The following is a 20,513-nucleotide window of genomic DNA, read 5'->3' on the forward strand; positions in this document are numbered from 1 at the left end:
TCCTCAACACCGTCCTCACGATCAAATGGGCAGACCAACTCGGAATGCCCAGACTCACCTGACCTCAATCTCTCGAACCGCCCGGTGCGGACCCGCATGCCGGGTGGTGTGGCAGGGGTGCGATCATATACGATCGCCCCCTATGCCGATTTCATGCCGTGATGGGTTTCAGCCGCGACAGGAATTGCGCGAACACCATCGTTCCTTCCGGCCAGGGGCCGTGACCGGACTCGACATTGATATGGCCGGAATTGCCGGCATCGACCAGGAATGAACCCCAGGCATTGGCGATATCGCCGGCATGCTCGTAGGTGCCATAGGGGTCGTCGCGGCTCGCAACCGTCATCGACGGGAACGGCAGAGGCTCTCGTGGATACGGGCCGAATGAATGGAAGCGGTCAGGCGCCAGCCCGGGCGGCAGCCGGCTGGGATCGGCGAGATCGGGCGGGGCGACGAAGAAGGCGCCGGCGACCTTGCCGGGGCATGCGGGCAGCGCATGCAGTGCCGTGCTGATGCCGAGCGAATGTGCGACCAGCACGACAGGTTTGCGGGCGGCATTGATGGAATCGGTGAGCGTCCGCACCCAGTTCTCTCTGACGGGTTCATGCCAGGAGTCCTGCTCGACGCGCCGTGCCGATGCCAGTTTCGTTTGCCAGCGCGTCTGCCAATGATCGACGCCGGAATTCCCGTGGCCGGGAATGAAAAGAATATCTGCTTCTGATGCTTTCATAGCCCTCAAATGTGCAAGACCGGCCGCGATGTCAAGAACGACGTTGCCCACACAAACCGCTTGTCAGCAGGCATCCGGAGCATAGAGTGCCGCGTATAACAAGAACATGCCTGGGGAGGAAAACATGCTTGGAACGATGCAGGACTGGCCGCTGCTCTGCCATAAGGTGATCGATCACGCCGCAAACTGCCATGGCGACCGGGAAATCGTATCGCGGTCCGTCGAGGGTCCCATTCATCGAACCAATTATCGCGACACGAGGATTCGGGCGCTCGCCTTCGCCAAACGGCTGCAGCGTGAAGGCGTCAAAGCCGGAGACCGGGTCGCCACCATGGCCTGGAACACCTGGCGCCATCTCGAAGCCTGGTACGGCATTACCGGTATTGGCGCTGTCTATCACACGCTCAATCCGCGTTTGTTTCCCGAGCAGCTTGTCTGGATCATGAACGATGCCGAAGACAGCCTGCTGTTCGTCGACAAGACATTCGTGTCACTGATGGAGAAGATCGCGCCCATGGTGCCGACACTGCGCAAGATTGTCGTGCTGACGGATCGAGCGCATATGCCCGAAACCACGCTCGCCAATGTCGCCTGCTATGAGGACTGGCTTGCCGAGAGCGATAGCGATTTCGCCTGGCATGACTTCGACGAACGGACCGCGGCCGGCATGTGCTATACGTCGGGCACGACGGGCAATCCGAAGGGCGTCGTCTATTCCCACCGCTCGAACGTGTTGCATGCCATGGCGGTGCTGTCTCCCGACGTCAACGGCATAGGCTGTGCCGATACGGTCATGCCGATCGTGCCGTTCTTTCACGCCAATGGTTGGGCAACGGCATTTTCGGCGCCGATGGCGGGCGCCCGTCTCGTCATGCCTGGCCCGGGCCTGGACGGCAAGTCGATCTACGAGATGCTGACGCGCGAGCGGGTGAGTTTCTCGCTGGCCGTACCGACGGTATGGATGGCATTGCTCGCCCATATGGAAAAGGAAGGTGGCAGCCTGCCGGACCTTGACCGGGTGCTTATCGGCGGCTCGGCGGTACCGAGAGCGGTCGTCCAGGTCTTCGCGGAAAAATACGGCGTCGAGGTCTGGCATGGCTGGGGCATGACGGAGATGTCGCCGATCGGCAGCATTTCCAAGCTGAATCCCGAGCACAAAAGCCTGTCGGCGGAAGAAAAGCTCGATATCGTCGCCAAGCAGGGCTTGCCGTTCTTCACCGTGGAAATGAAGATCACCGACGACGATGACAAGGAAATTCCGCATGACGGTAAAACGTTCGGCCGGCTGAAGGTGAGGGGCGCTGCGGTCACGGCATCCTATTACAAGGGCCGCAGTTCGGAGCAATTCGACGACGAGCAATGGTTCGACACCGGCGATGTCGCCCATATCGACGTACAAGGCTATATGCAGGTCACCGACCGCTCCAAGGACGTCATCAAGTCCGGCGGCGAATGGATTTCCTCGATCGAGCTCGAAAATCTCGCCATCGGTCATCCCGATGTCGCCGAGGCCGCGGTGATCGGCATTTCGCATCCGAAATGGGCGGAGCGGCCGTTGCTGATCATCGTGCGCAAGCCGGACAGGCAGCCGTCGAAGGATGAAATCCTCGAATTCATGAAGGGCAAATGTGCCAAATGGTGGACGCCCGACGACGTGGTGTTCGTCGACGCCATTCCGCATACGGCGACCGGCAAGATCCTCAAGACCGAACTCAGGTTGCAGATGCAGGATTATCGGTTTCCCGACTGTTAGTGCTGAGGGGGTTTTTTGCGCGACGTAGTGGGGTCGATGCGCTATAATGACGCGTGACGATCGGTGCATGCCGGGAGTCAAACCGATTGGAGGTTCCGTCATGAGTGCATTTCATGTGGTCGCCAATGCGGAGGGGACGATTGTCCGCCCGGAGGTCGAGCAGATCGGCATCCTGGATGTTCTGGACGCGCTCCGCCTGGGCTGGAATGATTTCCGCGAAAAACCATCTCACTATGTCTTTCTCTGCCTGCTCTACCCTCTCGCCGGCTTTGTGCTGATGGTTTGGAGCGCCGGCGCCAATCTCCTGCCATTGATGTTCCCGCTGGCTTCCGGCTTCGCGCTTCTTGGCCCGGTCGCAGCGATCGGCCTTTATGAGATCAGCCGCCGACGCGAGATGGGGCTCGATACGTCGTGGCAGCATGCGCTGGAGGTGCGGCGCTCGCCGGCGATCTTCTCCATCTTCGCCGCCGCCGCCACGCTTTTCGTGCTGTTCATCGCCTGGCTGAAGGTCGCGCAGACTATCCATCACGCCTATTTCGGCGACATGCCACCGGCATCGATCGGCACCTTCATACACAATGTTCTCTACACCAGGGCCGGCTGGGAGATGATGTTCTGGGGCGACCTCGTGGGACTGGTCTTCGCTCTGATCACGCTGGCACTTTCGGTCGTCACATTTCCCTTGCTGCTGGAGCGTGATGTCGGCGCCGTCTGCGCCATGCAGACCTCGGTCCGCGCCTTTCTGCGCAATCCCGTGGCCGTGCTCGCCTGGGGCTTGATTGTCGCGGTGCTCTTGGTGATCGGCTCCATCCCCGTTTTCGCCGGCCTCGCTGTCGTGCTGCCGGTGCTCGGTCATTCCACCTGGCACCTCTATCGCAAGCTGGTTGGGCCGGCCGCGCTATAACGGACGGTCCGCCTGAGATAAGCAGACAACTGGCCGGCCTGGATGGGCCGGTCAGCCAAATACCCGCTTGAAGATCGTGTCGACATGCTTGGTGTGATAGCCAAGGTCGAATTTCTCGCGGATGTCCGCTTCCGACAGAGCCGCCCGAACCTCCTTGTCCGCCAGCAGTTCTTCGAGGAAATCCTTGCCTTCCTCCCAGACCTTCATCGCATTGCGCTGCACCAGCCGATAGGCATCCTCGCGCGACACGCCGGCCTGGGTTAGCGCCAGAAGCACGCGCTGCGAATGCACCAGTCCGCGGAACTTGTTGAGGTTCTTCATCATGTTCTCGGGATAGACCAGCAGCTTGTCGATCACGCCGGTCAGCCGCGCCAGAGCGAAATCAAGCGTGATCGTTGCATCCGGCCCGATCATCCGCTCGACAGAGGAATGCGAGATGTCGCGCTCATGCCAGAGCGCCACATTCTCCATGGCGGGAATCGAGAAAGAGCGGACCATGCGGGCAAGGCCTGTCAGATTCTCCGTCAGCACCGGGTTGCGCTTGTGCGGCATCGCCGAGGAACCCTTCTGGCCGGGCGAGAAATATTCCTCCGCCTCCAGCACTTCGGTGCGCTGCAGGTGGCGGATTTCCGTCGCCAGCCGCTCGATCGAGGAGGCTATGACACCCAGCGTAGCAAAGAACATGGCATGCCGGTCGCGCGGAATCACCTGCGTCGACACCGGCTCCGGCAGCAAGCCGAGTGCCTTGGCGACATGCTCCTCGACGCGCGGATCGATATTGGCGAAGGTGCCGACGGCGCCGGAAATGGCGCAGGTGGCGATTTCTTCGCGCGCAGCCACCAGCCGCGCCCGTGCACGCTCAAATTCGGCATAAGCGAGCGCCAGTTTGACGCCGAAGGTCGTCGGCTCGGCATGGATGCCGTGACTGCGGCCGATGGTGACCGTATCCTTATGCTCGAAGGCGCGGCGCTTCAGCGCGTCGAGCAGCTTGTCGAGATCGGCCAGCAGGATGTCGCTGGCGCGCGCCAGCTGGACATTGAAGCAGGTGTCGAGCACATCCGACGAAGTCATGCCCTGATGCACGAAGCGGCTATCGGGGCCGATGAATTCGGCAAGGTGGGTGAGGAAGGCGATGACATCATGCTTGGTGACCGCCTCGATCTCGTCGATGCGGGCGACGTTGAAGGTGGCGGCACTGCCCTTTTCCCAGATGTTCTGCGCGGCTTCCTTCGGGATCACACCGATCTCAGCGAGCGCGAAACAGGCATGCGCCTCGATCTCGAACCAGATGCGGAACCTGGTCTCCGGCGACCAGATGGCGACCATGTCGGGGCGGGAATAGCGAGGGATCATGAGGGCAGTGTCCTTCCGTGACGCTTAAGGCGCCCCTCTAACAAATGCTGCCGGCAATCTCAATGCGTCCGCCGCGCAAACCAGACTCCCAGCAGCAGAAGGGCGAGCGGAGCAAGCGGGACATAGACATATTCGCTGTCGACCGTGAACTGATAAACCGCGCTTGCTGTGGTGAAGACTTGTTGGTAGCACCAGACGACGGTGAGGAACGGCGCATGCCAATAGGCATAGAAGACCCGGTACTGCAGCGCGAAAATGGTAGCGGTGGCGGTCTGTGTCGCAAGTCCCAGGATGATCGTGCCGACAATGAAACGTGTAACCTGGCCTGCTTTGCCACAGACCAGTTCGGCCAGCCAGAGCCCCGGCGCAAAGCCGACCGCTGCCCCGTAGAAGAACATCGAGATCACTGCCAGCTTCGAGAGAAGGATCAGTTCCTCACGCCAATAAAGTCCGATCACGGCCGAAAGCGCCATCGCCAGGCCCCATGCGGCGGATCCGAACAGCACCGTGGCAGGTGAGGGGATGGCGCCGTGCAATCGCCGCCCGAGCCGGGACAACAGTCCGGACGAGGATGTCGGCGTCGCCTCCACCGCCGTTGTCATTTGCCGTCCGGATTGACCGGTACCGCCAGCCAGCGCTGGTCGTTGCCCTCGAAACCGAACATGTCGACCAGGATCATGGCCATTTGCGGCCCACGACCCTCGCTGGTGATCACCGCGCCGATCCGGTAGCCATTGGCGCAGCGGCGGCTCTTCGGCACCTGCTTGTCCTCGTGGACGACGACATTGGTCGAAGCCCCCTGATATTCCGTCAGCGTCAGCGTGAAGCCGGTATAGTTGCCGGTCATGTTGAGGCAATCGGTGCTTGGCGGAAATTCCCTCGGCTTGAGCTCCAGCGTGTCCGTCTGGCTGCGCGGCGGCGAGGAAATATATTCGTAATAGCGCACTTTGAGCGGATCGCTGGACGCTTCGGAAATCGGATTATAGGCGACCATGACACCGGGATCGTCGACCAGCTTGTATTGGCTGATCAGCGCCTCCGCCTTGTTGTGCGTTTGCGTGCGAACCGTGGCGATGGAATCGCCGCCTTCATCCTTTTCCTGCAGCTTGATCGGCGTTCCCGCCAGGAATTTGTCGGCCGCGGTATCGATGAAATAGATGTTGGAATAGGCTCCGCCGGAGCCGTCCAGCACGCCGTATTCCTCGAAAGCAAACACTTTGCCGTCGGGGGAATAGCCGAGGACGTTGAGCGAAGCGGTATCGCCGGCAAAGGCGGGGGTGGCGCTGAACGATACTGTCGCGGCAAATGCGAGCGCACTGAGCCAGCCGCTCACCCCCCTCTGCCCTGCCGGGCATCTCCCCCTCAAGGGGGGAGATTGGATGGGGCACTGCCTTGCCACATTCACAGGTTGGCTATCGTATGTAAGCCGAGTGCCTGGAACGCTACGGTGATTTATGTGCGAGGAGTGTGCCTCTAGCCAATCTCCCCCCTTGAGGGGGAGATGGCCGGCAGGCCAGAGGGGGGTAAACCGCGAAGCAAAACGAAAGCGCTTCATCCCCGCCCCATCTCCGCCGCCTGCCGAATGGCATCGATATTGGCGCGATACCCATCAACTCCATCGCCCTTATAAATCGACGACCCCGCGACAAACACATTCGTGCCGGCGCTCGCCGGCACATGCACCGTATCGGCCGCGATCCCGCCGTCCACCTCCAGCTCGATCGGCCGATCGCCGATCATCTGCTGGATCCTGCGGATCTTGTCGGTCACCGCCTCGACATATTTCTGACCGCCAAAGCCGGGATTGACGCTCATCGTCAGGATGAGGTCGACGTGGTCGAGCACATATTCGATGGCGCTTTCCGGAGTCGCCGGATTGATTGCCACACCGGCCTTCTTGCCGAGATTGCGGATCGTCTGCAGCGAACGGTCGAGATGCACGCCGGCTTCTGCGTGCACGGTGATGATGTCGGCGCCTGCCTTGGCGAAAGCTTCGAGATAGGCATCGGCGGGCGAAATCATCAGATGGCAGTCGAAAGTCACGTCGGTCAGAGGGCGAAGCGCCTTGATCACATCAGGACCGAAGGAAATATTCGGCACAAAATGCCCGTCCATGATGTCGAGATGAATCCAGTCGGCGCCGGCAGCGACCACGTCCGTGACCTCCTGGCCAAGCTTGGCGAAATTGGCTGCAAGGATCGAGGGCGCTATGCGGATCGGCCTGGTCATAAGAAAATCTCCCGGGATTTGCCGAGGCAATAGCATCGCCCGAGAGACCGGGCAATCGCGTTTACATGTCCGTCCGCACCGGCCCGAACACACGTTCGACATTGGCGCGGATCAGCGTGTCGATATCGCTCATCATCACCAACTGCCCGAGATCGACCAGGCTGGTGACGCCATAGTGCGAGATGCCGCAGGGCACGATGCCGGAGAAATGATCGAGCTCCGGATCGACATTCAGTGAGAAGCCGTGAAAACTCACCCATTTGCGCAGCCGGATGCCGATCGCGGCAATCTTGTCCTCGGCCTGCGAGCCGTCCGGCAGGGCAGCGCGCTCCGGCCTTTGCACCCAAACGCCGACGCGATCCTCGCGCCGTTCCCCTCGGATATTCATATCGGCGAGCGTGCCGATCACCACGTCCTCCAGTGCCGAAACGAAGGCCCTGACATCCTGCTTGCGTCGCTTGAGGTCGAGCATCAGGTAGACGACGCGCTGGCCGGGGCCGTGATAGGTATATTCGCCGCCACGCCCGGTCTGGAATACGGGGAATCGGTCCGGGGACAACAGGTCCTTCGAATCGGCGCTGGTGCCTGCGGTATAGAGCGGCGGGTGTTCGACAAGCCAGATAAGCTCGTCGGCTTCGCCGGCGGCAATCTTCGCCACTTCCTCTTCCATCCGCCGCACGGCCTCGTCATAGGGCACGAGCCCATCGGAAATCCGCCAGCGGATCGGCGGCGAGCCGACGCTGGCATGCATGGGAATTATCAGGGAGGCGCGATCCATGGCGGTCATTATTCGCTGTCTTTGCCCCTATGTGGAGAAAAACCGCCGACTCCGCAAGGCTAAAGCCGATGGCAGCCAGCGGCAAATCCCGCCTCACGGAAATTGCGACAAAAATATTCAGGGCCGCTCTTGTGTGCCGGGAATCCTTTTGCTAAATGCTGCGCCGCCGGCACCAACCGGCCTACCACGATGCGGTCGTGGCGGAATTGGTAGACGCGCAGCGTTGAGGTCGCTGTGGGGCAACCCGTGGAAGTTCGAGTCTTCTCGACCGCACCAAAAACACCCGGCTTCGGCCGGGTTTTTTTATGTTCGCGCGTCGGACACTGCCGAAAAGTGGCCGCTATACCTGCTAATCCCAGCCCTCCAGGTAGGAAGCAACGCGATGATCCCTCATCCACGCCAAAACCGCGTCTCGCCCTTCGGCGCCCTCGATGCGACGTCCGCCAAGGGCATGTTTCTCGGCAATCGCGGCGATATTCATGCGCACGATGGCAATCTCGGCAAGCGTCCCTGGGCGGTGAAAGCCTGGATCTGCTGCACGCTGACGCCGAAGCGGGGCGGGCGAATCGAATTCGATCGCAGGGGCACTTATTATCCGCTGTTCTTCCTTGACGAAGCGACTGCCTTTTCGGCTGGTCATCGGCCCTGTGCCCAATGCCGCTATCGGGATTTCCAGCGGTTCAAGCGTTTCTGGAACGAAGCGAACGGGTTGGAGCTCGACCATTTCGTGCCGGCCGCGGAGATCGACAAAGCGGTTCATACTGCGCGGGAAGGTGAAAAACACGCCAAGAAGACCTTTGAGGCTGAGCTTGGCGACCTTCCCGATGGCGTCATGGTGACCTTTGCGGATACCCCTGATGTGCCGCGGCTTGCGTGGCGAGGCAGGCTCATGCGCTGGAGCCAGTCTGGCTATAGTGACGCGCTGCAGGCAAAATCCGGGGCGCGCGTGACCGTGTTGACGCCCAGACCATATGTCGGTGTGTTCCGCGCGGGTTACAATCCGGTCGTTCATTCCTCTGTTGCATGACATTGATCTTGCTCGAAATTGATATTTTTCAATTCGAATGTCATTCCCGGATTGCTTAAATATCGCGCGATTTCCGGCGCGGCTTGTTAATGACGGCTCGCTAATGTTGAGGGATCGGCAACAGCTCCGGTTCCAGTTCATGACACTATCTGCTCCTGCACTCCTGCTGCTGATCGTCAATCTCGGCCTGCTTTGGCTGCTTCTGGCCGCACCGCTTGGCTTCAGGACCATCCGCATGCGACGCGTGTTCAGCGCCAATCCCGAGCGCATCTGGAACATGGTCTATCCGCTTGGCCGCGATGCATCCTGGTCGCCGGCCGTCCTGTCGAGCGAGCCGGCGCCGGAGGAGGGGCGGGTGGTGCAACGCTTCGTCCATTCCGACCGCCGCGGCCAGCCGATCCGCCGCACGCTCGCACTCGACACGAGCGAAATGGCCGGCGCGCATGCCTATGATGCGCGCGTGGTCGAGGACAGCGCGCTCGACCCATCCGTCTGGGCGAATTTTCATGAGCGGCGCGTGGTGGCGCCGGCAGCCGGCGGCGCCGAATTGATCGTCGAGCAGACCGATCGCTATCGCGGCCTGGCCATGTTCCTGTTCCGCTTCTTCATGATTCGCCGTGAATTGAACCAGCTCGATAGTTGCCTGCGCACCGGCACGGCCTCACGCGGCGGCATGTTCGAGCATCCGCTGACCCAGATCATGCTGGCCATCCTCTCGACCCTGATGCTCTGGCCGTTCTTTGGCCTGAGCCCATGGGGCCTGATGCTGTCGACCACGCTGACCATTGTCATTGCGCTGCACGAGCTCGGCCATATGGTGGCCTACCGCACCTTCGGCCACAAACGTGTCCGGATGATCTTCATCCCGATGCTGGGCGGCATCGCCATCGGCGGGCGTCCGTATAACAGCTTGTTCGAGGTTGCCGTTTGTGCGTTGATGGGGGCGGGTTTCTCCGCGCTGCTGGTGCCGATCCTGGTGGCAGCCCATGTCGGCCTTGGAGCCGCGGCCGGCCCGATGCTGATCTTCATGCTGGTCCTTTGCGCCTTCAACCTGCTCAACCTCCTGCCGATGTCGCGCTTCGACGGCGGCCAGGTGCTTCGGCAGGTTTTTCCGACTCAGGACGGACTGCTTGGCGCGACCTTTCTGGTGACGGCTGGCATTCTCTGGACCGGTTATCGCATCGGGGTGCCGCTCGACGCGATGCTCGGCGGGCTGGCCGTCATGGCGCTGATGAGCATGGTCAGCAACAACACGTTCAAGCCTCGTGAGGCGCTGGACGAGATGAGCGTCAGCGAACGACTGCATGCCGGCCTCGGCTATTATGCCGTACTGGCGATCCATGCTTATGGCCTGATCTATGCCTGCGACCACCTGTTCAGGTAGGTCGGATGCGGTGCCGCATTAAGCTTCGAAATTGAAATAGCCGGCCACCGGCACATGGTCGGAGGGCTTTTCCCAGCTGCGAACATATTTTTCGATCGTCGTCGAGACCAGCCGGTCGGCTGCCTCCGGCGACAAGAGCAGATGATCGATGCGAATGCCGAAATTCTTCTGCCAGGCGCCCGCCTGGTAATCCCAGAACGTATAGACCGGCACGCCGTCAGTGGAAGCGCGCACGGCGTCCGTCAGGCCGAGATTCTCGATTCGGCGAAAGGCGGAACGTGTCTGCGGCAGGAAGAGCGCGTCACTCTCCCACACCTTGGGATCCCAGCAATCATGCGGCTCGGGAATGACGTTGTAGTCCCCGGCGAGCACCAGCGGCTCCTCCAGTTCGAGCCGCTCTCTCGCGTAAGCTTCGAGCCGCGCCATCCAGTTGAGCTTATAGGGATATTTGACCGGATCGTCGGCCGGATTGCCGTTCGGCAGGTAAATGCTGGCGACGCGCACCACGCCGGTCTCGACCGAAAACACCGCCTCGATGAACCGGGCATGCTCGTCGGTATCGTCGCCTGGCAGGCGGCGCATCACCTCGTCGGGCTTGAGCTTCGACAGGATGGCGACGCCGTTGAAACCCTTCTGGCCATGCGTCTCGACGTGATAGCCGAGCGCTTCGATTTCCTCGCGCGGAAAAGTCTCGTCCTGGGTTTTTATCTCCTGCAGGCAGACCACGTCAGGATCGGATTCTTTTAGCCAGGCGGTCAGATTTTCGATCCTGGCGCGGACGCCGTTGATGTTCCAGGTGGCGATCTTCATGGCCTGCACCGTCGATACTGGTCCGGATTTCTGAGCCGAGCGGTTCAGCCTGATCCGATCCATCAATTGTTTTCAGAGGTAAAGGCCTAGCGTCTCGGCTGCTGTCATTCAAGGAGGAAATCGGAATGGCTCAGCGCTGCGCCATTCACGACCCGTGCGAAAGCGACTTGTTGGAAGCCCTGGTCTCCGTCCTTCGTGCCATCGGCGTCGTAATAGAGGACATGGTGCCAGTAGATGATGCGATTGCCCGCGTCGTCCGCATGGGGACCGGCATGGAAAGTATCGGCGTCTATCTTGCCGATGTTTTCGAAAGCAGCTTTGGAGAGAACGATCTTGTCGCCATGCGCGAAGTCCTCGATGTCGTCGATGTTGTCGCGGTCCGTGAACACGAACTGGTCGGCGCCCGCGCCGCCGAAGAGATCGTCGGAACTCGTTCCTCCCTCAAGGCGATCATTGCCGGCGCCGCCGCGCAACGTGTCGAGACCTCCTTCACCCCTAAGTTTGTCGTTGCCATTACCACCGTCAAGCTCATCATCGCCCTTGTCGCCGGCAAGCTGGTCAGCATCATTCCCACCCTGAAGATTGTCATTCCCTTTGCCACCATCAAGGCGGTCCGTGCCATCGTTGCCCGCGAGGTTATCTTCGTCATTCATGCCATAAAGAACGTCGTCACCGTTTCCACCTTGGAGGCGATCCTTTCCGTCATTGCCAAAAAGCTTATCGTCGTCGTCGCCGCCCTGTAGACGGTCATCTCCCGCATTGCCATCAAGCACATCCTTGCCGGCACTGCCGAGCACGCGATCGTTTCCGTCCCCGCCAACAACGTCATCATCTCCCGATCCACCGTCAAGGTAGTCTTTCCCATCTTTGCCACTGAGGGAATCTTTGCCATCGTTGCCGTAAAGTTTGTCGTCGAGCTTGCCGCCTTCCAGAGTATCGTCATGCTGGCTGCCTTTTACGACCGCCTGGACGTCGGCAATGTCGAGGAACGAATTGGGATCGAGAGCGCTGTCCGCATGAATTTTCCCCAGCGTCTGGTTGCCTTCTCTGAGTGCTGCGTCCGTTCTAGGAACGTCTGCGCCGTTCGAGGTCAGCCACCCGTCGCCGGCTTCCCAGCCGAGAAGGGCGGTCAGGTATTTCTGCAGATCCGCGCCGTAGCCGGAATCGGTTTCATTGTTCCCATAATAGTCGGTTTTCATATAGTCGCTCCACTTTGGCGGTGGGGAGACGTCGGCTGAAACACGTAAAGACATCTCGTTCGGATTGCCGGGCAGATGCTGCCACAAATCGTAGTAGTGGCTGGTCGGTGAAAGAGCCAGAACCAGTGCGGTGGGGATGCTCAAGTCTTCGGCAACTGTCTTTTCGAGATGGAAAACAGGGCGATCGTCAATCGTCTCTGTCGTGTGATTGACATCGGGATGGTGCAGTACCGCCGTGTGCACATAGTGAGCGAGGGCGTAGCCGTTATAGCCGACGCCACTCCCGAACAATTGCGGCGCGAGCCCTTGGTAGTATTCCTGCGTGTGCGTCACGCCACGATAGGACTTGCTGAAATCGTAAGTCAGAATTGTCATGACTGTCCTCCCAAGCTTGATTGGGCGACGTCAGGGCTGGCCGTAGCCATGCCGCCGCAGCATGCGGACATTGTCGACATGTCAAGAACGCTGCGCTCGGTCTGGCGCATCGTTGTCTGCTGGCAGAAAATCATGCGAAAGGACACACGCTAAGGCGGACCCTGTTAGCCCGCCCTGATCATCATCAGGATGTCCCAAGCGAGACTATAATTCATCGCAGGCTGTCGAACAATGCTTTCCCGCAGCCGGCAGCGACGAGATTCGGCCAGCTGTCACTGCGACCTGTCGCCGCAGGTTGATGTTCAGATGGCAAAACTCGTGCCGCATCCGCAGCTTGCGACGGCATTCGGATTCTTTATCTGAAACGACTGGCCCATCAGATTATCGACGAAATCGATCTCGGAGCCGTCCATGTAGACGACCGACATCGAGTCGATCAGCACCCGCGCATTGTTCTTCTCGACGACGATGTCGTCGTCGGCGCGGTCGTCGACCAGGTTGAACTTGTAGGAAAAGCCGGAACAGCCGCCGCCCTCGACGGAGACGCGCAGTGCGGTATTCTTGCCGTCCTTGGCGACGATGGCGGCGATGCGCCGGGCAGCCGCTTCGGTGAGCGAAATCGAGGTTGTCATCACTTCTGTCCTTTCCAATCGGGTTCAAGGTCCGACGGCAAGTGCCTTAATAGCACGCGAAAAATCATGGCGCGTAGAACGTCATGCTTTTATTGGCGCAGCACTATAGGTATGAAGACCTGAAGTTCGCGTCAATGGTGGATTGATTTTGCATGGAGATTGATAGGCAGGCATTGGGGTTCGGGACGAACGCGCTGGCAAGCTACGCGTCCGACCCGTGGAAGACGCGCGGTCGGCTCTATCCGGAGTCATCGAGCCCGACCCGCTCCGATTTCCAGCGCGACCGCGACCGCATTATCCACACGACCGCCTTCCGCCGTCTGAAGCATAAGACCCAGGTGTTTATCGCCCACGACGGCGACCATTATCGCACCCGGCTGACACACACGATCGAGGTGGCGCAGATCGCGCGCGCGCTCGCCCGGGCGTTGAAGATCGACGAGGACCTCGCCGAGGGCGTGGCACTGGTGCATGATTTCGGCCACACCCCCTTCGGCCATACCGGCGAGGATGCGCTGCATGCCGTGCTCGAACCCTATGGCGGCTTCGACCACAATGCTCAGTCGCTCAGAATCGTCACCAAGCTGGAGCGCCGCTATGCCGAATTCGACGGCCTGAACCTCACATGGGAGAGCCTTGAAGGCCTCGTCAAGCACAACGGCCCGCTGCTCGACAAAGATGGCAACGGCACGCGTGGCCCGGTGCCGCAGCCGATCCTCGACTATACCGCGATCCACGATCTGGAACTCGACAGCTATGCGAGTCTCGAGGCGCAATGCGCCGCGATTGCCGATGACATCGCCTATAACACGCACGACATCGATGACGGTCTGCGCTCCGGCTACCTGACCTTCGAGATGCTGGAAGAGGTGCCTTTCCTTTCGGGCCTGATGAAGGAAGTGCAGGATCGTTATCCTGGGTTGGAGGCCAGCCGCTTCACCCACGAAATCATGCGCCGCCAGATCACCCGCATGGTCGAGGACGTGATCGGTGTGGCGCAGCGTAACCTGCGCGATGTCCATCCTGAAACGGTCGAGGATATCCGCAGGGCCGACATCACCTTCATCACCTTCTCGGAGGCCTTTGCCGAGACCGATCGGCAGATCAAGCAATTGCTCTTCCGCCATATCTATCGCCATCCGGATATCATGCGGATCAGGGCCGGGGCAGCTGAGATCGTCACCGATCTCTACCATGCCTTCATGGCCGATCCCGAGCAGATGCAGAGCCATTACTGGTACGACACGATCCGCAATATGCCCGAACACGTCAAGGCGCGTCATGTCGGCGATTATCTCGCCGGCATGACCGATACTTATGCGATCGCCGCCCACCGACGCCTGTTTGACCATACCCCGGATTTGCGATAGGCAGCCGCCGACTCCCGACAGATCCCGAGCGACCGGCCCAAATTCGGTCACCGGAAGGAAAAAGTCCGGCCACCGGAAGGAATATGCAATGAACCTCTTTGCGGAATTCGAAAGCCGTATCAAGGCGATCCTGAGCGACAAGGTGATCCCCGCCGACAAGCGTGAAGACGCGGACCTGAGCCGTGTCGTGGTCGAGCCCCCGCGCGATCCCGCCCACGGCGATCTCGCCACCAATGCCGCCATGGTGCTCTCCAAGCAGATGGGCATGGCACCCCGCGCGCTCGCCGACGAGATCATCAAATACCTGCAGACCGATACGGATATCGCCGAGGTCAGCGTCGCAGGCCCGGGCTTCATCAATATCCGGCTCGCCGGCGTCTACTGGCAGCGCTTCCTCGGCCGCATCATCCGGCTGGGCGGCGGCTTCGGCCGTTCCAACATGGGCGCCGGCCACAAGGTCAATGTCGAATATGTGTCGGCCAATCCGACCGGTCCGATGCATGTCGGCCATTGCCGTGGCGCCGTGGTCGGCGACGCGCTGGCCAATCTGCTGGAAGTCGCGGGCTACGGCGTCATCAAGGAATATTACATCAACGACGCCGGCTCGCAGGTCGACGTGCTCGCCCGCTCGGCCTTCCTGCGCTATCGCGAGGTGCTGGGCGAAAACATCGGCGAGATCCCGGAAGGTCTTTATCCAGGCGACTATCTCGTTCCGGTCGGCGAAGCGCTGAAAGCGGAATTCGGCACAAAATTGCGCGGCATGACCGAAGCCGATTGGTTGCCGATCGTCAAGGATCGTACCATCGATGCGATGATGGAGATGATCCGCCAGGACCTCGCCGCGCTCAACGTCCATCATGACGTCTTCTTCTCCGAGCGCACCCTGCACGCCGGCAATGGTGGGCCGATTCTCTCGGCCATCAACGACCTGACCTACAAGGGCCATGTCTATCGTGGCACGTTGCCGCCGCCCAAGGGCCAAGTGCCTGAGGATTGGGAGGATCGCGAGCAGGTCCTTTTCCGCTCGACCGAAGTCGGCGACGACATCGACCGTCCGCTGATCAAATCGGACGGCAGCTACACCTATTTCGCCGCCGACGTTGCTTATTTCAAGGACAAGTACGATCGTGGCTTCACCGATATGATCTATGTGCTCGGCGCCGACCACGGCGGCTATGTCAAGCGCCTGGAAGCGGTGGCGCGGGCGGTTTCCGGGGGGGCAGCCAAGCTGACGGTGCTGCTTTGTCAGTTGGTGAAACTCTACCGCGACGGCGAACCGGTGAAGATGTCGAAGCGCTCGGGCAATTTCGTCACGCTCCGTGAAGTGGTTGACGAAGTCGGTTCGGACGCGGTCCGCTTCATGATGCTCTACCGCAAGAATTTGGAGCCGTTGGATTTCGATTTCGCCAAGGTGACGGAGCAGTCCAACGACAATCCGGTCTTCTACGTGCAGTACGCGTATGCCCGCACCTGCTCCGCCTTCCGTAAGGCGATGGAAACATTTCCGGACATCGATACGACGGATGCTACGCTCGCCTCCTATGCCGAAAAATTGATCGATAATCCCAATGATTTGCAGATTGTCGCAAAACTGGCAGAATACCCGCGGGTGATCGAATCAGCGGCCGGGGCAATGGAGCCGCATCGGATAGCATATTACCTCTATGACCTTGCGAACGCGTTCCACAGTCTCTGGTCTAAAGGCAATGACAATTCGGACTTACGTTTTGTTAACGATAAGAACCGAGAATTAACGATGGCCAGGCTTGGACTGGTGCGTGCTGTCGCTGCAGTGCTGAAATCCGGTTTGTCAATAACCGGAACGTCGGCTCCGGAAGAAATGCGATAGCTGTCACCATTTCCCCATAATGCTCTGGCAGGTAAGCTCCGGGCGCGTTTTTTGAGTGGTGAGAATGGCAGATAAACAGCTTTCGCTGAAGCAGGATGCCGATGACAATCTGTTTGCGGACGACGATCCGCTGGCGGCTCTTGCGCGAATCGCAAGTTTCGAACCACAGGGCGAGACGCGTCCAAAACCGTTCAGCGCCCGCCGCGAGCCGGAATTCAACCTTGAGGACGAGCTTCTCAAGGAATTCGAACAATATGAGGAGCCGGCCGCTTCGGCGGTCGCCCCCGAAGTCCAGGCCGCACCGGCAGTTGCCCCCGAGCCGCGCCTCCTCGACGCCGAGACGGCTTTTGATGCGCAGGCGCTCCAAGATGACGGCACCTATGATAGCCAAACAGTGTTCGGCGACGAAGGGCCCGCCGCAGCGCCTATCCTGACCGTCGAGCCGCAAGTGCCGGTTCGTCTGGCGGTTCCGGAACTGCGTGCCGTGTCGCAGCCATCTTTCGTCGGTCCGACCGAACCGATCCGTCCGGTCTCGCATCCGGTTTTCGATCTCGAAGACGAAATCCTCAAGGAGTTCGCCGCTTTCGATGCGCGCCGCGCGCCGAATGCGGCAGCAATTCCCGCACCGCTGGTCCAAGTCCCGGTGCAAGCGCCTGCCGTCGAGCCCGAATGGAAGCCGGCACCTCTCGCAGTCGCTGCCACGCCCGCCCGAGTCGAGCCGGAATTCGTCGAAGGCCGCCGCGAAGAGGATCAGCGATATCGCGCCTACCGTGACGAGTTTGCCGAGGAAACTGTGGCCGCGGCCCAGCCGGCCGCGCCCCTTGAACCAGTCGTCGCCATCGAACCCTTTGTCGCTGCGGAACCGGCTCTCGATCTGCCGGCGCTCGACGCCATGGAGGCAGAGGTCGATCCCGACCGCTGGCACGAGACCAAGGCTTCGATTTTTGCCCGTGAAGAGACGCCCCTTGCATCTCTGTCAGTCGACGAAGGCGCAGAAGAGCCGGCGCTGTTCGAGGTCGGGTCGACCGCCCGCGAACGTTGGGATGATGAAATCGCAACCGAAGCGGCAGCGACCTCCGACAATGCGGCCGAGCCGCAGCCGATGCTCCTCGACATCGATGCCGAACCGGCCGTTTATGAAGCTATCGACGATTTCGTTGCCGCCGAGCCTGTCATGCCGGCCGTTGCAACCGTCTTGCAGCCGATGGATCCGGTTGTGGAAAGCAAAGTTTTGCCGCGATCCGAGCGCCAGCCGACAGTCGAAATGGCGCGCCAGCCAACCGAGCAGTCCGATATCGATCTTGACGAATTGCTTGCCGATGTCGAACGCTTCCCGGTCCAGCCGGCGGTGATCGCCAAGGCTGTTTCTGCTTCCCAGGCCCAAGAGATCGCACCCGTAGCTCAGGTCCAGAAGCCGATAGTGCAGGCCGAAGCCGCATGGCGGACGGATGCGGGGCAGGTGGCTGCGCCCGCAGCAAACCTGACTGTCCCGTCGACGATGGAGCCGAAGGCAAATATTGCACGTGCTGAAATCCCGGCAGAGACGGCTGTCGATATGGCCCCGACATCGGAGGCGATGTCGCTGATTCAGCCGTCGATCACCGCGGCTGATGTCGAAAACGCAGTCATTGCGCCCCGCCTCGAGACTGTTGCAAGGATTGCAGAGCCGGCGACGATCGTCGAGCCCGTTGTCAAAGCGGCCGAACCTGTTGCCAGATCCATCGAGCCGGCTGCCAAGGCTGCGTCGAACCGTCATGTCGGTGACGATGACCACGAGGTCTTCGACGAGGCCGCCTTCGAGCTTGACCTGACGGAAATCGAGCTCGACATGCTCGAAATGGAAGTCGAAAGCTTTGTGGCGCCAGCGCTGCATGAGGATCACGTGACGGCAAGCGAAGCAGCGCTTGCGGCTATGGCCGATGTCGCCGTCCCTGCAAAACAGCCGGTGTCGTCCGAGCGGCGTTTCGAGCCGCAGCCAAAGGCCGTCGAGGACTATTCGTCCTTGCCATTCGATCCCTCGCAGATTTCGAGCGAGGAGGACCCGGTCCAGGCAATCTCGGAAATGGATGTGCCGGAGACCCCGGCCGCCGCTCATGACGAGCAGCCGGTGCCGTCCGAGCCGGACTATGACATCGATATCGATGCCGAAATGGCGCATATCTTCGCCCGTCCGACAGAACGTGCCGCTGCTTCCACAGCAAAAGCCAGCCAACCGGCTCAGCCGGTCCCTCAACTGTCGGCAACCGATCTCGATGAGTTCGAACGGGCTTTGGAAGAGGATTTCCGCCGCTCACTGTCGGAGAACCGGGCAACCAGCACGCCGGATCGCGTCGCGCTCACGCCTGCCGCCTACGAAACCGGCCGGCGCGAAGGCTCGACCGGACGCCGCATTCTCGTCCTCGCCGCATCCGTGGCGGGCCTCGTGCTGATCGGCGGTGCGGGTGTCTATGCCTATTGGGGCCATAGCGGCCGGTTGCTGGCGAGTTCGGGCGAACCGAAGATCATCCTGGCCGACAAAGACCCGGTGAAGGTGGAGCCGAAGGAACGTGGCGGCCAGATCGTGCCGAACCAGGACAAGGCGGTCTATGACCGCGTCTCCGGCGAGGCCAAGGAACTCACCAAGCAGGATCGCCTGGTCACCTCCAACGAAGAGCCTGTCGATGTCGTCCAGAAGACGCTGATGCCGGAAGCACTGCCGCAGGATGACGATCAGGCGKCCGCCACCGACACCAACGACACCATGGATCCGCGCCTCCTGCCGGACCAGCAGGACAAGAATGTCAGCACCGACCAGGCCAACGACAGYGTCTCGCCGCGCAAGGTGCGGACCATGGTCGTGCGCTCGGACGGCACGCTGGTGCCGCGCGACGAGGAACCTGTCACCGCCAAGGACAAGACGCCCGCCGAGCAATCGCAGGACCGTTCGCTCAACATCGCTCCGGCTTCGGCCGAGGATGTGCCGGAGCGTCTGACGGCCAATGACGACATCGCCAAGCAGATCAACCAGGCCAATGCCGACAAGTCCTTTGTCCCGCAGGCGAAGCAACCGGCCGACGCTACCGTCACGTCGACACAGAACACGGATGCCAAGACGCCGGTAACGGTGGACCAGCCGACGGCGACGGATACCGCCAAGACCGCGGACCAACCGGCGCAGGATCAGGCCACGGCGACCGATCAGTCCGCGACCCCGACCGACCAGACGTCGACGGCGGCGGACAAGACCGCGACGACCACCGACCAGGCGGCTTCAACGACCACGGACCAGGCCGCGACCGTGACGGATCAGCCGGTGACAGCCACGGACAACACGTCTGATGCCAAGCCGGACACCGTGCCGGTGAAGACACAGGACCTTGCTGCCGCGACGCCATCGGATGACACGGCGGACAAGACCGTCGATACGGCGACCACGGCGACTGATGCCAAGCCGGCCGACACGTCAGCTGCGACAGACACCGCAACGGAAAAGACCGCCGATCAACCGGCCGCAGCAACCGATACGACACAATCGGACGATGGGGTGCAGCCGACCAAGGTCAAGACCGCGACGCTGAGCAAGACGCCCATTCCAGCGAACCGCCCGGTCGATCAGCCGGTCGACATTGTCGGCCGCGTGACCGAGCAGGGCAATGTCAAGAACCAGGAAGTGGCGAGCGCCGATCAGGCCAGCAATCAGCCGGCGCAGACTGCGACGCCGGCCGGGGCCTATGTGATCCAGATCGCCTCGCTGCCCTCCGAGGCAGAGGCGCAGAAATCCTTCACCAAACTCTCGGCGCGCTTCGCCAGCGTCCTCGGCGGCCATAATGTCGACATCCGCAAGGCAGCGATCAAGAACAAGGGTACTTATTACCGTGTTCGCGTCATCGCCGGCACGAAGCAGGAAGCCACCGAACTCTGCAGCCGCTACAAGGCCGCCGGCGGCAGCTGTCTCGTCTCCAAGTGACGAACGCCATTTGACATGTGAGAGCCTTTCGTCGCTAAATGGAAGCATTCTGCCGGAGCATGTTTTCGTCAGGAAAAGAGCGATCGTCGAGGTCGTACCCAAACGTACAGCCGAGGCGATCGCTCTTTTCCTGGTGGAAACATGCGCGGCCCTTCGGGTTGGCTGAAACGGGTC

The 20,513-nt window shown here is 60.9% G+C and carries 16 protein-coding genes and 1 tRNA gene; 8 read left to right on the forward strand and 9 right to left on the reverse strand.

The features are described from left to right. Positions 1–151 precede the first annotated feature (151 nt). Positions 152–730 carry an RBBP9/YdeN family alpha/beta hydrolase gene (locus AC1D06_RS33890; protein ID WP_477990205.1) on the reverse strand — a complete coding sequence of 193 codons (579 nt, stop codon included), beginning with the start codon at positions 728–730 and terminating at the stop codon, positions 152–154. 124 nt (positions 731–854) lie between these two features. Between AC1D06_RS33890 and AC1D06_RS33895 the strand changes: the two genes are divergently transcribed. Next, positions 855–2,483, forward strand: coding sequence for a long-chain-fatty-acid--CoA ligase (locus AC1D06_RS33895; protein ID WP_477878482.1), 1,629 nt, complete (start codon positions 855–857; stop codon positions 2,481–2,483). Positions 2,484–2,583: 100 nt separating this feature from the next. Next, positions 2,584–3,387, forward strand: a complete 804-nt coding sequence (locus AC1D06_RS33900) for a DUF2189 domain-containing protein (RefSeq protein WP_477878481.1) — start codon at positions 2,584–2,586, stop codon at positions 3,385–3,387. A 51-nt stretch (positions 3,388–3,438) separates the two neighbouring features. Here AC1D06_RS33900 and purB read toward each other — a convergent pair whose 3' ends face one another. The 5 genes from purB to lipB all read right to left on the reverse strand — a co-directional run bounded on the left by purB (position 3,439) and on the right by lipB (position 7,747). Continuing rightward, entirely contained in the window at positions 3,439–4,740 is a 1,302-nt protein-coding gene (purB, locus tag AC1D06_RS33905) for an adenylosuccinate lyase (RefSeq protein WP_477878480.1), read from the reverse strand. Between the two features lie 59 nt (positions 4,741–4,799). Beyond that, positions 4,800–5,342: a hypothetical protein gene (locus tag AC1D06_RS33910; protein ID WP_477878479.1), complete on the reverse strand. Its 543-nt coding sequence runs from the start codon at positions 5,340–5,342 to the stop codon at positions 4,800–4,802. Continuing rightward, positions 5,339–6,073 (reverse strand): DUF2259 domain-containing protein, encoded by a 735-nt coding sequence (locus AC1D06_RS33915; protein WP_477990206.1) that lies wholly within the window; start codon positions 6,071–6,073, stop codon positions 5,339–5,341. Before AC1D06_RS33915 ends, AC1D06_RS33910 begins: the two co-directional genes overlap by 4 nt. 218 nt (positions 6,074–6,291) lie before the next feature. Beyond that, a complete protein-coding gene (gene rpe, locus AC1D06_RS33920; protein ID WP_477990207.1) occupies positions 6,292–6,969 on the reverse strand; it encodes a ribulose-phosphate 3-epimerase in 678 nt (225 codons plus the stop codon). A 61-nt stretch (positions 6,970–7,030) separates the two neighbouring features. Next, a complete protein-coding gene (gene lipB / locus AC1D06_RS33925) occupies positions 7,031–7,747 on the reverse strand; it encodes a lipoyl(octanoyl) transferase LipB (protein ID WP_477990217.1) in 717 nt (238 codons plus the stop codon). 191 nt (positions 7,748–7,938) lie between these two features. On the opposite strand from lipB, the gene AC1D06_RS33930 reads away from it, so the two are divergent. From AC1D06_RS33930 to AC1D06_RS33940, 3 genes are all read left to right on the forward strand, one after another. Next, positions 7,939–8,023, forward strand: a tRNA-Leu gene (locus AC1D06_RS33930). A gap of 106 nt (positions 8,024–8,129) precedes the next feature. Further along, on the forward strand, positions 8,130–8,774 hold the full coding sequence (locus AC1D06_RS33935; protein ID WP_477878476.1) for a hypothetical protein: 645 nt from the start codon (positions 8,130–8,132) through the stop codon (positions 8,772–8,774). 139 nt (positions 8,775–8,913) lie between these two features. After that, complete coding sequence (locus tag AC1D06_RS33940) at positions 8,914–10,158, forward strand: zinc metalloprotease (RefSeq protein WP_477990208.1); 1,245 nt, start codon at positions 8,914–8,916, stop codon at positions 10,156–10,158. A gap of 18 nt (positions 10,159–10,176) precedes the next feature. Here the strand turns inward: AC1D06_RS33940 and xth are convergent, their stop codons facing one another. From xth to erpA, 3 genes are all read right to left on the reverse strand, one after another. Continuing rightward, on the reverse strand, positions 10,177–10,968 hold the full coding sequence (gene xth, locus AC1D06_RS33945; RefSeq protein ID WP_477878509.1) for an exodeoxyribonuclease III: 792 nt from the start codon (positions 10,966–10,968) through the stop codon (positions 10,177–10,179). Between the two features lie 104 nt (positions 10,969–11,072). After that, complete coding sequence (locus AC1D06_RS33950; RefSeq protein WP_477990209.1) at positions 11,073–12,500, reverse strand: calcium-binding protein; 1,428 nt, start codon at positions 12,498–12,500, stop codon at positions 11,073–11,075. Positions 12,501–12,844: 344 nt separating this feature from the next. Next, positions 12,845–13,174, reverse strand: a complete 330-nt coding sequence (gene erpA, locus AC1D06_RS33955; RefSeq protein WP_477990210.1) for an iron-sulfur cluster insertion protein ErpA — start codon at positions 13,172–13,174, stop codon at positions 12,845–12,847. 152 nt (positions 13,175–13,326) lie between these two features. On the opposite strand from erpA, the gene AC1D06_RS33960 reads away from it, so the two are divergent. The 3 genes from AC1D06_RS33960 to AC1D06_RS33970 all read left to right on the forward strand — a co-directional run bounded on the left by AC1D06_RS33960 (position 13,327) and on the right by AC1D06_RS33970 (position 20,339). Next, the gene (locus AC1D06_RS33960; RefSeq protein WP_477878472.1) at positions 13,327–14,544 is read left to right on the forward strand and encodes a deoxyguanosinetriphosphate triphosphohydrolase; all 1,218 of its coding nucleotides are present in this window, start codon (positions 13,327–13,329) and stop codon (positions 14,542–14,544) included. An 88-nt stretch (positions 14,545–14,632) separates the two neighbouring features. Next, on the forward strand, positions 14,633–16,393 hold the full coding sequence (argS, locus tag AC1D06_RS33965; protein ID WP_477878471.1) for an arginine--tRNA ligase: 1,761 nt from the start codon (positions 14,633–14,635) through the stop codon (positions 16,391–16,393). Positions 16,394–16,457: 64 nt separating this feature from the next. After that, entirely contained in the window at positions 16,458–20,339 is a 3,882-nt protein-coding gene (locus AC1D06_RS33970; protein WP_477990211.1) for an SPOR domain-containing protein, read from the forward strand. The last annotated feature ends 174 nt before the right edge of the window (positions 20,340–20,513 follow it).

This window comes from Rhizobium sp. P2_G2 (assembly GCF_056403555.1).

Coding starts and splice junctions, on each gene's coding strand:
- AC1D06_RS33910 (WP_477878479.1), bottom strand. CDS start 5,342: ATGACAACGGCGGTGGAGGCGACGCCGACATCCTCGTCCGGACTGTTG.
- argS (WP_477878471.1), top strand. CDS start 14,633: ATGAACCTCTTTGCGGAATTCGAAAGCCGTATCAAGGCGATCCTGAGC.
- lipB (WP_477990217.1), bottom strand. CDS start 7,747: ATGGATCGCGCCTCCCTGATAATTCCCATGCATGCCAGCGTCGGCTCG.
- AC1D06_RS33940 (WP_477990208.1), top strand. CDS start 8,914: ATGACACTATCTGCTCCTGCACTCCTGCTGCTGATCGTCAATCTCGGC.
- AC1D06_RS33935 (WP_477878476.1), top strand. CDS start 8,130: ATGATCCCTCATCCACGCCAAAACCGCGTCTCGCCCTTCGGCGCCCTC.
- erpA (WP_477990210.1), bottom strand. CDS start 13,174: ATGACAACCTCGATTTCGCTCACCGAAGCGGCTGCCCGGCGCATCGCC.
- AC1D06_RS33900 (WP_477878481.1), top strand. CDS start 2,584: ATGAGTGCATTTCATGTGGTCGCCAATGCGGAGGGGACGATTGTCCGC.
- purB (WP_477878480.1), bottom strand. CDS start 4,740: ATGATCCCTCGCTATTCCCGCCCCGACATGGTCGCCATCTGGTCGCCG.
- AC1D06_RS33895 (WP_477878482.1), top strand. CDS start 855: ATGCTTGGAACGATGCAGGACTGGCCGCTGCTCTGCCATAAGGTGATC.
- AC1D06_RS33890 (WP_477990205.1), bottom strand. CDS start 730: ATGAAAGCATCAGAAGCAGATATTCTTTTCATTCCCGGCCACGGGAAT.
- rpe (WP_477990207.1), bottom strand. CDS start 6,969: ATGACCAGGCCGATCCGCATAGCGCCCTCGATCCTTGCAGCCAATTTC.
- AC1D06_RS33960 (WP_477878472.1), top strand. CDS start 13,327: ATGGAGATTGATAGGCAGGCATTGGGGTTCGGGACGAACGCGCTGGCA.
- xth (WP_477878509.1), bottom strand. CDS start 10,968: ATGAAGATCGCCACCTGGAACATCAACGGCGTCCGCGCCAGGATCGAA.